Source organism: uncultured Dysgonomonas sp. (assembly GCF_900079725.1).
In the GTDB taxonomy this organism is placed as follows: Bacteria; Bacteroidota; Bacteroidia; order Bacteroidales; family Dysgonomonadaceae; genus Dysgonomonas.
In genome coordinates this window covers 2,410,091-2,425,904 of the sequence record NZ_LT599032.1, presented here as the reverse complement: position 1 = coordinate 2,425,904, position 15,814 = coordinate 2,410,091, and the positions used below count along the sequence as shown (strand labels likewise).

At 39.4% G+C, this 15,814-nt stretch carries 8 protein-coding genes; all 8 read left to right on the top strand.

Features of this window, described 5'->3' with window-relative positions:
* The first annotated feature begins 454 nt into the window (after nt 1-454).
* The 8 genes from QZL88_RS09905 (at nt 455) to QZL88_RS09870 (ending at nt 15,409) form a co-directional block, all read left to right on the top strand.
* Entirely contained in the window at nt 455-3,583 is a 3,129-nt protein-coding gene (locus QZL88_RS09905; RefSeq protein ID WP_296940663.1) for a TonB-dependent receptor, read from the top strand.
* A 14-nt stretch (nt 3,584-3,597) separates the two neighbouring features.
* The gene (locus QZL88_RS09900) at nt 3,598-5,256 is read left to right on the top strand and encodes a RagB/SusD family nutrient uptake outer membrane protein (protein ID WP_363927430.1); all 1,659 of its coding nucleotides are present in this window, start codon (nt 3,598-3,600) and stop codon (nt 5,254-5,256) included.
* 45 nt (nt 5,257-5,301) lie between these two features.
* A complete protein-coding gene (locus tag QZL88_RS09895; RefSeq protein WP_296940658.1) occupies nt 5,302-6,456 on the top strand; it encodes a SusE domain-containing protein in 1,155 nt (384 codons plus the stop codon).
* A 65-nt stretch (nt 6,457-6,521) separates the two neighbouring features.
* Nucleotides 6,522-7,712: a glycoside hydrolase family 76 protein gene (locus QZL88_RS09890; RefSeq protein WP_296940656.1), complete on the top strand. Its 1,191-nt coding sequence runs from the start codon at nt 6,522-6,524 to the stop codon at nt 7,710-7,712.
* 22 nt (nt 7,713-7,734) lie between these two features.
* Complete coding sequence (locus QZL88_RS09885) at nt 7,735-8,931, top strand: glycoside hydrolase family 76 protein (RefSeq protein ID WP_296940654.1); 1,197 nt, start codon at nt 7,735-7,737, stop codon at nt 8,929-8,931.
* A 37-nt stretch (nt 8,932-8,968) separates the two neighbouring features.
* The gene (locus tag QZL88_RS09880; protein ID WP_296940652.1) at nt 8,969-10,453 is read left to right on the top strand and encodes a glycoside hydrolase family 125 protein; all 1,485 of its coding nucleotides are present in this window, start codon (nt 8,969-8,971) and stop codon (nt 10,451-10,453) included.
* 74 nt (nt 10,454-10,527) lie between these two features.
* Nucleotides 10,528-13,170, top strand: a complete 2,643-nt coding sequence (locus QZL88_RS09875; RefSeq protein ID WP_296940650.1) for an alpha-L-rhamnosidase — start codon at nt 10,528-10,530, stop codon at nt 13,168-13,170.
* Between the two features lie 85 nt (nt 13,171-13,255).
* Nucleotides 13,256-15,409 (top strand): GH92 family glycosyl hydrolase, encoded by a 2,154-nt coding sequence (locus QZL88_RS09870; RefSeq protein WP_296940648.1) that lies wholly within the window; start codon nt 13,256-13,258, stop codon nt 15,407-15,409.
* Nucleotides 15,410-15,814: the final 405 nt, after the last annotated feature.

The following is a 15,814-nucleotide window of genomic DNA, read 5'->3' as shown; positions in this document are numbered from 1 at the left end:
GTATTGGCTTTTATTTAGAACGACTCCATCTTTAAATACAAGAGTGGAATATTGTATAGTTAGATAACAAAGTATTACAAATATAGTACTTTTTAGGTATTGTTTAATATAAAAACTGATATATAGAGGCCACTTCCAAGTGCTTTAACATTGAGGAAAGTACGAATTTGAGACTAAAAAGTACGAATCAAATACCAAAACAGTTTCCTGTATTTTTATGTCGCAAATTCGTATAAAGAAAAAAGTTATCAAGTCTATTTTTGTGTTAATTAAAGTTTAAAATACCAAAGTAGACTTTTAAAGAACACATTAATCTAATAATCCTAAAAGACTAATATTTATGGAAAAAGAAAGTTCGAGTTAACCTATTTCTTTCTTATCGCTTACTCAGCGATAATCTTATTTATTTACTGAATCTAATATTTTATCGAATAATTAATTAAATCAAACATGTATGACTTGCAAAAAGTGTGAATCTTTGATTTTTAGCTTGCTGCTGGCATTCGTTCTGTCCCTAACCACAGGAGGAGTGTATGCAAAGCAAACTGACAATTTAGTTACTCCACCATCTATACAGGCTGCCGTAAAAGGTATTATAAAAGATGGTGCAGGAGAGCCTCTGATAGGGGTAAGTGTGACTGTAAAAGGTACAACCAATGGAACAGTAACAGATATCGATGGTGGTTTTACTATCAACTGTAATGAAAACGATATTCTGGTCTTTTCGTACGTTGGATTCCTTACTCAGGAAGTAAAAGCCGGAAGCACCTCATTCTTCAATATTGTAATGGAAGAAGACTCCAAAATGCTCGATGAGGTAATTGTTATCGGATATGGAACTACTACACGCAGACACGTTGTAGGAGCTGTTGACCAGATAACTTCCAAAGCCATAGAAAATCGTCCTGTTGCTAATCTGACACAGGCATTGCAAGGGGCATCCCCCAATCTTGTAATCCAGCAGAGGAGCATGAACCCGAATGACAACACTATGAATATAAATATTCGCGGGGTCAAAACTAAGACAAATAATACTCCATTGGTTGTTATCGACGGTATGATCACCGATATAGACAATATGAATAAGCTGAACCCTGCCGATGTAGCAAACATATCTGTACTTAAAGATGCCGGTAGTACTGCTATTTACGGGTCGCGTTCGGCCAGTGGTGTTATTTTGATTACAACTAAACAAGGAGAGAAAAACGCCAAGCCAACAGTTCGTTTCAACGGATCGGTAGGGTTTGAATCTCCTAACATTTTGTATACACCTCTCGATGGATGGCAAAATGCAACGATGATGAATGTAGCATTAGCAAATGGAGGAAATAGCCTTGCTTATAGCCCTCAGCAGATTCAGGATCTGAGAGATCATCAGGATGCTGAATGGATGATGGATTATATTTTCAAAACAGCCCTGCAACAATCCTACAATGTGAGTGTTTCCGGTGGAACAACAAATTCGACATATATGGTTTCCGGTGGATATTACAATCAGGGGAGTAACTTCATAGGTCCTGATTATGGTGTAAAAAGATATAATTTACGGACCAATCTCACTACTGAATATAAACGTATGAAGTTGAACGTAATACTAGGATATACAAGAAATGATATAAAGGGGGATGAAGCGAATTCCGGTTTTAAAATCGCCGATGCAGCCCGTACACCGAAATATTATTACAATGCACCAAGAGATGCATCGGGAAGATATATTCAAAGTTCTATTAGTACAAATTCTGCCGCTGCTCTCGAATTGGGGGGCTACAACAAGCATAATAATGACTTAGTAAACCTTGGTGTTAGTTTAGACTTTAAGATAATCGACAACCTTAAAGCCAAAGGTGTATTCGGTTGGGATATGACATCCAATTCCCGTTTTATACGCAGGCTCCAGTATGATCTTTATAAACAGAATAGTTCAGAAATAGCGAGAACTGAAAATACCGACCGCGATACCGAAAATTATTCATTTAAAGGTACATTCTTAAATGCACAGTTTCTACTCGATTATAATAAGCAGTTTGGCAAACATACACTAACGGCAATGGCCGGAGTTTCGCAGGAGTATTTGAATAATAAGGGAATAGACGTAAAAACAAAATATACTGATATCGACTTGGGAATACCGATTGCTGAAGGAGAGACGCAAACAGTATTTAATGATAGTAGAACTGAGGTAAATGGTACTACAGAACGTGTAATCCAATCTGTTTTCGGCCGTGTAAATTACAATTATGCAGATAAATATTATGCAGAAGCGACAGTGCGTACCGATGGCTCGAGCCGCTTCCCTAAAGATAACCGCTGGGGGACATTCCCTTCTGTCTCATTAGGTTGGCGTCCTTCCGAAGAATCTTTTATGGACTTCTATCGAGACAAAATAGGAGATCTCAAAATCCGTGGTTCATGGGGTATACTTGGTAATCAGGAAATACAGGACTATCTGTTTTTTACAACATATACAGCCTATACCAACAGTGTCGGATTCAATAATAATGCCTTCTCGGGAACCGGATTTTCAGAAGCTAGTCCTGACCTGAAATGGGAAAAAGTAAAAACGTTCAATATTGGAGCTGACTTAACATTCTTAAACAACTCTTTAGTCGTTAATCTCGATTATTTCGATCAGAAAACGACCGATATGCTCGATAAACCGATAACTCCAAGTGTATATGGTACTGAATTGGAAAAGGTCAATATCGGGTCAATGATAAACCGCGGATGGGAAGTCACTCTGAATTATAGACTAAGCGCAGCTGGCTTTAATCATAATTTTTCATTCAATATAGCAAATTCAAAAAACAAAGTTGTCGATGTTCCACAAGATCAGATTGAAACAGTCGATAGCAATGTAGGATATATTACACGTGCAGGCTTACCTTTAGGTGCGTATTATGGATTAAAAACGGATGGATTTTTCCAAAGCTATGATGAAATCAAAAATTCCGCCATCCCTGATAATGTGAAAAATATCCAGCCGGGCGACCTGAAATTTGTTGATCGCAACGGCGATGGTGTAATAAATGATGATGACCGTTTTTACTTGGGTGATGGCTTCCCTCACTATTCTTTCGGATTTACCTACAATGTTGATTATAAAGGCTTCGACCTGTCGATGCTGATACAAGGTGTAGGCAAGCGTCAACAAGCGCTTCGTGGTGATATCTATGTACCGTTTCACAGTGGTGCCTGGTATCCGGTAATGTTTAAGCACCAGCTCGACACCTGGTCTCCGGTAAATACTGGTGCGAAATATCCACGTCTGACAGACGATTCTTCGGATTCTTTTGCAAACAACTGGAAACGGGGTTCAGATATTTTTATCCTGGATGGAAAATACCTTCGTTTGAAAAATATTCAAGTGGGATATACTATTCCTAAGAAAATCGTACAAAAGATAGGCCTAGGCAAAGCCAGAGCTTATGTAAACGCTCAGAATTTATTCACTTTGTCAAAGAATTCGTTCATCGATCCCGAATCGTCGGAGTATGATAATAACATGGGACGAAGCGGAACAAATAGTGGACGAAATTATCCTACTCTTAAATATTATGGATTTGGTATTGACATCGAATTTTAAATAAGTATATGAATATGAGAAAATTATTATATATCGCAACCATACTCGCAGGCATTTTGTTCTTTTCTTCTTGTGAAGACCTAGACCGAGAACCCCGCGACAAATTTACGGATGCTAAATATTGGACATCTGAGTCCAAGGCCATGCTGGTTGTAAATATGGCATACAACCAAATGTACAATGCCGGCATAATGTGGCGGGACGAATTTCTTGGTGATAATATGGTACATACCTATGGCTCAAGTGATCCCAGTACTATACGTAGAGGTCAGGCTACCCCTTCTTTAGATCTGTTCAAAAATGAATGGAAAGATTCTTATGGGGGTATCAAAACATGTCACGTATTCCTTAAAAATATAGACAGAATTCCGGGTTTAAGTGATAATGCAAAGAACAGGATGATCGACGAAATACGTTTTATAAGAGCTTTCATCTACTTCAGAATGACCAATTATTATGGAGATGTACCATTCTTTACCTCCGAACTCTCTTTAGAAGACTCCTATGATATAAACCGTACATCAAGAGCAACTATAATGGAGTTTATACATACCGAACTCGAAGATATTCTTAACAGAGGCTATCTGCCTAAGGTTGATAATCTTCCTGTTGCTGAAAACGGACGTATAACTCTCGGTGCTGCATGTGCTTTTCAGGCACGGGCATATCTTTACGAAAACAATTACGAAAAGGTAAAATTATATGCAGGACGCCTTATAAAAGAACAGGATAAGTATGGTCAATACAAGTTGTTTGAATATTCCCAAAATCCTGAGCAAAGCTATTTCAGGCTTTTTACTCCTGAACAGGAATATAATAGGGAGGTTATTCTGGATATCACTTATGTTCCCGAATTAAAGACATGGACAGACATGAAGGGCATGGCTCCGATTTCTAAACATGCGGAAATATCAGCAGACAACCCTACACAGGAACTGGTAGACTCTTATCTGACAATTAACGGACTTCCGGTAAAAGGCGCTGATAAAGATCCTGAGTATGATGAAAACAATCCGTATGTAAATAGGGATTCCCGTTTGTGGGGAACAGTAGTGTATGATAATTACGAGTGGCTCAATAAAGATGGCTCTATTGATATTATAAAAACAAAACTGGGTTCAGGAACAAGCGATTCTTACAAAGGAATGTTGGAACTGCAAACCAAAACCGGATATTATGTACGCAAGTATTACGACTGGAACATGGGAGCGAATATGAAAAATAGTACGAATATCATCATGTTTCGTTATGCTGATGTACTGTTGATGTATGCCGAAGCATGTAATGAATTAGATAAAATCAGTTCGGAAGACTGGGGACTTACTATTAAACCTATCCGTGCACGGGCCGGGCATACAACTGCAGTTGCCCTGGATTATCCTGGTGCAAAAAGTAAGCAGCAGTTACAGGACATTATCAGGAATGAAAGGCGTGTCGAGCTTGCTCTCGAAGGTCTGCGTTGGTTCGATATCAAACGCTGGAAGATAGGGGATCAGGTTCTCAATGGATATCTGCATGGATTTAAGTTTGGAGGCTCTTCCTCAAGTATCGATGGCGGTTACCTGCGTGCGGGAGAATATAAATTTAATAATACCCGTGATTATTTATGGTCTGTACCATTGTCGCAAATGGATATAAATCCGAATCTTAAACCGAATAATCCAGGATATTAATATTAGTTATAAGCTATTTAAATAAATATTAAAATATAAAATAATATGAAAACTATAATATATAAAGCTCTTATCTTATTTTCTGCCGTACTTGTAATGGTTGGCTGCAAAAGTGATGATATGGAATATCATGACCCGAAAGTAACGCCTGTAGACAACTTATATGCACCTGTAGACAATCAGGATTTGCAGCTAAGCTCTCAACAGGGTGCATCATTCCGTTTCCAATGGTCTCAAAGCCACGCTCAGGATGGACAACTTGTTGCATATGAAGTTGTTTTCTATAAAGAGTCAGATAAAGAGAATCCTGTTTATAGAATATCTTCTGATAATAATGGTAAGGAGCTATTTGCTAATATTTCACATATTGATATAAATAAAGCAGCTTCTGCTGCAGGAGTTCCGACAGGCGAGACAGGTGTAATCTATTGGTCGGTTGTTTCCTGGCGTGGAATCAGTTCTGAGGTTTGCCAACAGAAAAACAAGCTGGTTGTAACACGCCTAGAAGGTTTTGAAGTTATTCCCAATAATGTATATATCGTTGGTGATGCAACAGAAGGAGGTGCTGATATTTCAAATGCAATGGTGCTGAGAAAAATAGATGATGGTAAATTTGAAATCTATACAAAACTGAGCAATCAGGGGACTTACAGATTCGTAGACAGACTTACAGAAAATCCTGAAGAATATTACATTGATGCAGCAGGAAGTTTAGCTGATGCAGACAATAACGAAACATCATCTGTTTCGGAAGAAGCTGTTTATTGCATTAGCCTTGATTTTACATCCAAAGGAGGTAAAGTAGACAAGATTGATAAGGTTCAATTCAATATGTGTACCCCTAAACAAGTAATAGATTTACCTTATATTGGAAATGGTGTTTGGAAAGGTGAAAATTTGAAACCAGATTTCAAAACCAATTGGGATGATGACCGTTACTTCTATTTTATGTATATAAATGGAGTGAAACACAAAGCAGGTAATAAAGATAAAGATAGTTCGGCTCCGGGTTCAACTAGTGGTGCTTACTTCAATATCGGATATATCGGACTGGATAGTAATGACTGGGATTATTGTTTCAAATTCCCCCAATCTTTTAGAAATGACGGAACTTCAAATCCGGGATCGGTAGTTGTTGATATGATATTCTATATGAATGCCGAGAAAGGATATACCAACGAAATAGTAAAGAAATATTAATCTAAACATAAAGGGATACAGGCCTTTATGTAAAGGTTGTATCCCTTCTTAAAAAAGAAAAATATATGAAAAGCAAATTGTTTTTACTATATAGCTTCATATTATTGAGTCTGGTTTCTTGTGTAGATTACGATGATCCTATAATGGAAACGCCCAAGATTGATAAATATAACATAAACTGGACTGCGGCAGTAGATAGTAGTACCACTTCGTTTGTGAATAGATATTGGAATACGACGAGTCATTGCTTCAATAATACTTATGATGGGCAGGTTACATGGAACGACTATTGGCCCGAAGCACACGGCTTGGATGTATTGGTAGATGCCTATCTGCGTACCAATGACAATAAATACAAGCAGGCTATTTATGATTGGTATGAAGGAGTAAGGAAAAAAAACTGGTATAGCAATAATTGGGAGAATGAATATTATGATGATATGGGCTGGCATGGGCTGGCTCATATGAGAGCCTTGGAAGCTACCGGAGATACAAGATACGAAGCATCTTCAAGAGACTTATGGAACTGGATTGCCAAAGGATGGACCGATTATGAAGGAGGTGGTATTCAATGGCGCAAAGATTCTGATATAAAAGGTGATGGTAAAGGAATTCCAGCCAATGGCCCTGCTGCTATTATCGCTGCCCGCAGATACAAGAAATATCCGGATGAAGTAGTAGAAGGACTGAACGATCTTGAATGGGCCAAAAGGATATATAACTGGATGAAATATTATCGTACAATAATTTCTTCGGGTAGGGTATTTGAAAATGTAAATGATACCAACAATGATTATTCTTACGATGTGGGTACATATCTTGGAGCAGCATTGGAGTTGTATGATATTACGGGCGATAAGACTTACTGGAACGACGCACTTAGCATTACCAATTACCATATTACTTATAATATAAATAAGACAAATGGAATAATGAGAGATTATGGCGAACAATCAGATAATGGAGGAGGTCATGACTGTAATCTGTTCAAAGGGATATTTGTGCGTTATTTCACCATTCTGATCCAGCATCCCGATCTTTCTCAGTCGGATAAAGCCCGTTATGTGGCGTTCCTTAAAAATAACGCGGAATACCTATGGATTAAGGGGACTCAAAAAACTCCGGATATTAAATTTAGTTATACCTGGTGGTTAACGCCGGCAGAAACAGAGGCATGGGGTGATCTTCGTTCAGCAATAAGCGCTGCAACTACAATCGAAGCTATGGCTTTGCTGGAAAAGAAAGGTATTTTATAAAAACATAATAAAAACTAGCGTTATGCGAATTTCCTATGCTCTTCTCTCATTTCTTAGTGTTTTCACACTGATAAGTTGTGCAGGCAGAGTAAATGATGCAGGTACTGGAAATAAAAACTTAGAGAGAGCCCAGGTTACACTGGACTCTCTTTATAAAAACTATTCAGCGCCCGATACTCATTTATTGCACGAGACCTTTCCCTTCGACAATAAATATACTGCGACTTATCTTGCTGCGGATGAGCAAAATAATAGACCGAATCAATATTCGTATCTTTGGCCCTATTCAGGCACATTCTCTGCCGTCAATGTAATGATGGAAGCCGGAGATAAGAACAAATTCCACGAGATTCTCGAGAAGCAGGTATTACCGGGGCTTGAAGAATATTTCGATACAAAGAGAGCTCCCTATGGTTATGCTTCTTATATAAGCTCGGCTCCAGTATCCGACCGCTTTTACGACGACAATGTATGGTTGGGAATTGACTTCACCGATACTTATATGTTAACTAAAACACCAGCTTATCTTGATAAAGCCAAACTGATATGGGAATTTATTTTAAGCGGGACTGATGAAAAGCTGGATGGAGGAATTTACTGGTGCGAACAAAAAAAAGAGTCAAAAAACACATGTTCCAATGCTCCCGGGGCTGTGTATGCATTTAAGCTTTTTCAGGCGACAAATGACAGCGTTTATTTCCATAAGGGAAAAGAACTGTATGAATGGACTAAACTCCATTTGCAGGATACAGACTATTTATATTTTGATAATATCAGTTTAGACGGCAAAATAAGCAAAGCCAAATATGCATACAATAGTGGCCAGATGATGCAATCGGCAGCACTATTATATAAACTGACAAATGACAAAAAATATCTTGTCGAAGCGCAAAACATAGCGCAGGGCTGTTACAATTATTTCTTTTCAGATTTCGCAGGAAAAGACGGCCAAAAATTCCGTATGATAAAGAAAGGCGATGTTTGGTTTACTGCAGTCATGTTAAGAGGATTTATTGAATTATATAATCTGGATAATAATAAAACATATATCGAAGCCTTCGACAAAAGTTTAGACTATGCGTGGAATAATGCCAGGGATGAAAACGGTTTGTTCAGTACAGATTTTAGTGGTGAAAATAAAGATGCTAAAAAATGGTTGCTGACACAAGCTGCCATAGTTGAAATGTATGGGCGTCTGGCTAATCTGAAAAAAATATAAGTAACGTTATTAATAGCAATTAATCAAATCAAGCAAAATGAAAAAGAAAAAGCTTACACTATTGTGCAGTGTAGTGGCAGCACTCTCTATGGCTGGGGAAGCACATGCTTCGAATGCGTTGGCTCTCCCTAAAGACAATACGAATATCGAGAATATTTTTAAAGCGGACAGCAAATACAAGACTAATCGTCCTCCTCAGAAAGAACGTTTTTTTAAGTCGAACGCGGTGGAGAATGAAATTGTTCGCGTAAAAAAATTGCTCACCAACCAAAAGTTGGCCTGGATGTTCGAAAATTGTTTTCCTAATACGCTGGATACAACTGTTCGTTACCGAAAAACAGATGGTAAGGACGATACAGTGGTATATACCGGTGATATTCATGCCATGTGGTTGCGCGATTCCGGAGCACAGGTTTGGCCTTATGTACAACTGGCTAACAGTGATACTGAGCTCAAAGCGATGCTTGCGGGTGTTATCCGCCGCCAGTTCAAATGTATTATAATTGATCCCTATGCCAATGCTTTTATAGATCCGCACGATCCTAATCCCGATCACCAGTGGATGAGTGACCTGACAGATATGAAGCTGGAATTGCATGAACGAAAATGGGAAATAGATTCTCTTTGCTACCCACTCCGTTTGGCATATCACTATTGGAAAACCACAGGCGATACCAGTATATTTGACGAAGAATGGTTGCAAGCTATCACAAATATTCTGAAAACATTCAAAGAACAGCAACGTAAAGATGGAGTTGGGCCTTACAAATTCCAAAGGAAAACCGAACGCCAGTTAGATACTTTGAACAATGGCGGATTAGGTAATCCTGTAAATCCTGTAGGACTGATTGTCTCCTGTTTCCGTCCGTCTGATGATGCTACGACGTTCCAGTTTCTGGTACCTTCCAATTTCTTTGCTGTAACATCGCTCAGAAAAGCTGCCGAGATATTGTCCGAGGTAAGTAACCGTCCCGCACAAGCTCAGGAATGTCGCGACTTGGCCCAGGAAGTTGAAACAGCCTTGAAGAAATATGCAACTTACAATCATCCGAAATACGGTACCATCTATGCCTTCGAAGTAGATGGATTTGGCAACCAGTATCTGATGGACGACTCTAATGCTCCCAGCCTTTTATCTTTGGCCTATTTAGGAGATATGGATGTTAATGATCCTATCTATCAGAATACACGGAAATTTGTATGGAGCAAAGACAATCCATATTTCTTTAAAGGTACCGCTGGAGAAGGAATTGGAGGACCTCACATTGGCTACGATATGGTTTGGCCGATGAGTATTATGATGAAGGCTTTTACCAGCCAAAACGATGAAGAAATCAAGACATGCATAGAAATGTTGATGAATACCGATGCAGGTACAGGCTTTATGCATGAATCTTTTCATAAAGATGATCCGAAAAACTTTACCCGCTCTTGGTTTGCATGGCAAAACACTCTGTTCGGAGAGTTGATTTTGAAGCAGATTAATGAAGGGAAAGTGGAACTACTGAATAGCATTAAATAAACAGAATACCAAAGTGGCAGGAGCGGGAAAAACCTCCTGTCACTTATCGTATAATACTGAAGACCTAAAATACCATGACAAATATCCGGTCGATACATCTGAATATACTAGCTATATGTATAGCGATTTTATTTGCTTCTTGCCAGAAAGATGCAACAGTATCAATTACAAATGTCCAATGCGAATATCTCAATAACCCGCTAGGTCTGGATACACCTCAACCGCGGTTCAACTGGAAGCTCAATGATGCTAAAGACTTTCTTCAGGAAACGTATCGCATCAGAATCGCTACTGATTCCTCATTATTACTGTCCGGTACTCCTGATATATGGGATTCCGGAATGACTAACGGTCAGTCTCTTTCTTCAGAATACTCTGGAAATAAAAAGCTGCAATCACATCAGCGTTACTATTGGGACGTCACTGTCTGGAGCAATAAGGGAGACTCTTGTATTTCTTCAATCAATATGTTCGGTATGGGAAAACTATCTCAATCCGACTGGGTTGCCAGCTGGATATCCGATACCCACGATAAAGAATACGAGCCGGCGCCACTTTTCAGAAAAGAATTCAAAGTAGAAAAAAATATAGCCCATGCTACTCTCTATATTTCAGGAACTGCTTATTACGAGATGTTTCTCAACGGAGATCGGGTAGGCAATAGTTATCTGGATCCCGGATATACACACTACAACAAACGCATATTATATGCGACTCACGATATCACGTCATTAATAAACAGAGGCGGCAATGCCATAGGCGTAGTATTAGGTAATGGCTTCTATAACTCCCAGAGCAAGGCTGTTTGGGATTTTGAAAGGGCCGACTGGCGTGGCCGTCCTCGTTTGTTATGCGAATTAAGAATTACTTATGCAGATGGTACTACGGACGTAATTGCCTCGGATGACACATGGAAGACCAATACAGGCCCGTATATCTATAACAATATATACAGTGGTGACAGATACGACGGTCGCCTGGAAGAGGAAGGCTGGAACAATACAGATTTCGATGAAAAAAACTGGATAACAGCTAAGATAACAGACAGTCCTGCACCATTAATAGTTTCCCAGCAGATGCCGCCGATACGTATAACAAAAGAAATAAAGCCTGTGTTATTAAAATCCTTTGGTGATACCGTCTTTGTTTTTGACTTAAAAGAAAATATAGCAGGAGTATGCCGTCTGAATGTAAAAGGAGAAAGAGGGACAACCTTTACTCTGCAGCATGGAGAATTGCTGAAAGACGATGGCCGCTTGCAACCGGGCAATATCGATGTCTATTATCGTCCGGAGAAACCGGGAGAGGTGTTCCAGACAGATATATTCATACTAAAAGGCTCTGGTAAGCAAGAAGAATTTACACCACAATTTACCTACCATGGTTTCAGATATGTAGAAGTAAAAACCGACCACCCTGTAACGTTTACTGAAGATAATATCACGGGGCTGTTCCTGCATACGGATATACCGCAAGTGGGACATTTCAGCAGTTCCAACGAGCTACTGAACAAAATATGGGCTGCAACCAATCAAAGTTACCGGGGGAATATTCATAGCATACCTACCGATTGCCCTCAACGGGAGAAGAATGGATGGACTGCCGACGCACATATTGCCATGGATCTGGCTCTTCTCAATTTCGATGGTATTACATTTTACGAGAAATGGATGAACGACTTCATAGATAACCAGCGTCCTAACGGAGGTATATCGGGTATCATACCATCATCGGGATGGGGCTTTGGCGATTGGCCGGGTCCTGTGTGGGATGCCGCACTGTTTATCGTACCGAATGCATTATACGATTATTATGCAGACAAACGCTGTATAGAACGGCTATATCCTACAATGCTAAATTATCTGGAGTATCTGAAGAATCAGGAAAAAGACGGGCTTCTTACTTTCGGATTAGGTGATTGGGTATATTACAAAGCTCAGACCCCTAACGATTATACCTCCACGCTTTATTATTATCTCGATTACATGCTTATGGCACGTTTTGCAACTATATTGGGCAAAGATGCAAGTATATATAAAGAAAAGGCGGAATCGCTGAAAAAAATAATCAACGACAAGTTCTTCAACCCCGAAACGGCAGTTTATGCAAATGGTACTCAGACAGCACAGGCAATAGCCCTTTATCTGGAGATAGTTCCGGATGGTAAAGAACAGGCGGTGGCCGATTATCTTCAAAAAATTGTGGCGGAGAATAATCATTTCCTTGATTTCGGATTGCTTGGAAGCAAAACAGTTCTTCGCATGCTGAGTAAATATGGCTATGTGGAGGATGCCTATAAAATGGCAACCAAAACAGAAGCTCCCTCATGGGGATACTGGGTAGAGACCCAAGGCTATACAACACTTGCCGAAACATGGCTGTTAAGTCCCGAATTCCACGACGCCTCGTTAAACCATGTCTTTATGGGTGATGTCAGTGCATGGATGTCCAGCTATCTGGCTGGCATTAATTACGATATATCCAAGCCCGGATTCGAAAATATCATTATAAAGCCATATTTCATTGCCGATCTGGAATGGGTAAAAGGCGAATATAATTCTGTACGCGGAAAAATATCCTCTGAATGGAAGGCTGACGGGAAAAATATAGAAATGACCGTGAAAATTCCGGCAGGATCTACTGCAACTATTTATGCCGGAGATAATAAGTATAATGTAGGCTCAGGAGAGCATAAATACAAATTTGCATTAAAGTAAGAGGCAATAGAGCCTGTTTAGATTATATTTAGCCTTAAACAGACTTTAAAGAATCTTCGGTTTTCACCTGCTTAAAAAAAAGAGTATGTATAAAAAAAATAAGTTTATCATCATCGGAGCAATAATGCTGATTATAGTTGGATGTTATGCTCAGGAGAGTAAAAAACGTCTAACCAGTTATGTCAATCCGTTTATTGGTACTACCACCCTTTGGGACAGTATCGATCTTGGGTATAAGCCAACCCGCAGGGCATGGGGAGCCGAAGCCTATCCGGGAGCATCAGTACCAAATTCGATGGTTCAGGTAACACCTGTCACCATGTGGCGAAGTGGCTCAGGATACCAATACGAAGATACGGTTATATATGCTTTTGCCCATACCAGCAAGGGGCATTGGAATCTTTGTTATGTTCCTCTTGTTGCTGTTAGCGGAGAGATTGCGCCTAAGTCTTATTACTCGGCTTACAGCCATGACAAGGAGTCGGCCAGTCCGGGCTACTATCAGGTATATCTCCAAAAATATGATATAAATGCAGAAGTGACCTCTACGTTGCGATGTGCCTTTCACAGATACACTTATAAAAAAGGGAAAAATAAAAGGCTGCTGGCAGATCTGGCTCGTTCTAACGAACATGTAAGGGATTGGAAAATAGAAAAAACGACAGACAATGTATTCACAGGCTATCAGCAAACCGGCCCTACATTTTATTTTTATGCTGTGACCAACCATAAGATAAAAGATGTGGAAAAACTGAAAGAGGATGATGCGGAAGTCAGCATTGTTAATTTCCTAGACAATAAGGATATAAACGATCCGCTGGAGATGAAAGTCGGTTTTTCCTATGTGAGTATCGAAAATGCCAGAATGAATCTTGAGGCAGAGATGCTTGCTAAAGATTTTGATCAGGTAAGAAATGAAGCTACAAATACATGGGATACCTTACTATCGAAAATACAGGTATCGGGTGGTACCGATGAACAGAGAGAAACATTCTATTCTACTCTCTATCGTGCTTTCTTGTGGCCGATACTATTGAGTGACGTCAACGGAGAGTTTGTAAATGACAGAGGTGAAGTAGTAAACAAAGGATTCCGCTATTACAGTGATCCGTCTTTTTGGGACGATTACCGTAATAAACTGATTTTGCTGGGAATGATTTCACCGGATGTTGCAGCCGATGTTATCAGGTCTATTACAGACCGGGGTGAGATCAGAGGGTTCATGCCGAGTTTCTTTCATGGAGACCATGCCTCTACATTTGTTACAGGAAGCTATCTGAGAGGTATACGGAACTTTGATGTGCAGGCGGCATACAAATTACTTCTCAACAATGCTTTTGTTGAGGGCAAGGGTGGACGTCCGCACATAAAAGAATATATGGAGCGGGGATGGATATCCGAAATGGATATTAAAGACCCCAAATTGGAGACCGTAGCTAAAGCGGCTGTGACTAAAACCCAGGAATATGCTTATGACGATTATGCCACGGCATTGCTGGCAAAGGAACTCGGAGATAAGGAAAACTACGATAGACTGATGAAAAGGACAGAAAGTTACAAACATCTGTTCGACCCGTCTACCCAACTTATGCGTGGCCGTCTGGAAAATGGAGAATGGATAACGCCTTTCAACCCTGAACGTCCTTTTTATGAATACATGTACCGTGAAGCCAACGGATGGCAGTCGACATTCTTTGCCTTGCATAATCCTGAAGAATTTATTGCTTTATACCCAAATAAAGAGGCCTTTGAGACAAAACTCGATTCCTTATTTGTTATTCCATGGAAAAACTATGAGGCACATAATCTGACTACATTCATTGGGCAGTATTGCCATGGTAATCAGCCGGGACATAGTATTCCGTATATGTATTATTTTATTGATAAACAGGAAAAAGCCCAAAAGATACTGAATAAGATACTGAACGAACAATATCGTATGGGGCCCGAACGGTTAGCATACTGCGGCATGGATGACGCAGGTGAAATGTCGTCGTGGTATGTACTGAATGCGATTGGTCTATATACCTATTCTCCTGCAGATCCGCAGTATATAATCACTGTGCCATTATTTGATAAAGTAGTATTTAATCTGGATGGGAAGAACTTTACCATTAAGAGAAAGGGTAAAGGAGAAAAAATTACCGATATAAGCTATGGTGGTAAGAAGATAGATAGTTATTTTATTACGCACCAACAATTGAAAGAAGGGAAGGAGCTTGTTATCTCGACAAAGTAATCATCCGTTATTTACTGTTATAAATTTAATCTAGGACATTAGATAAACGATCCTGCCGATAATGATATGGGCAGGATTGTTCTTTTTAGTGAAATTGGAGATTCCACATGATTCCCTCCTGATAAACTTACTTCTATTTCATAACCGGAGTTTATCCACAACCCAAACCTACACAACTATCCACATCTGCATTTATAAGAAGCTGAAAACGCAATACTTGCTTTCTGCTTAGTCTTATTTTCCCTCTAAAACGACGAATGGGAAAAATGTGCTATTTATAGCTACTTTTCTGTCATCTTTCTAATTTAAATTCCCATTCCTTTGTGACGTTAACAAATCATAAATTACAATCTATGAAATACCGATAAAATACGTCTCGCCCATTTAATTGAATTGAAAAAAGCC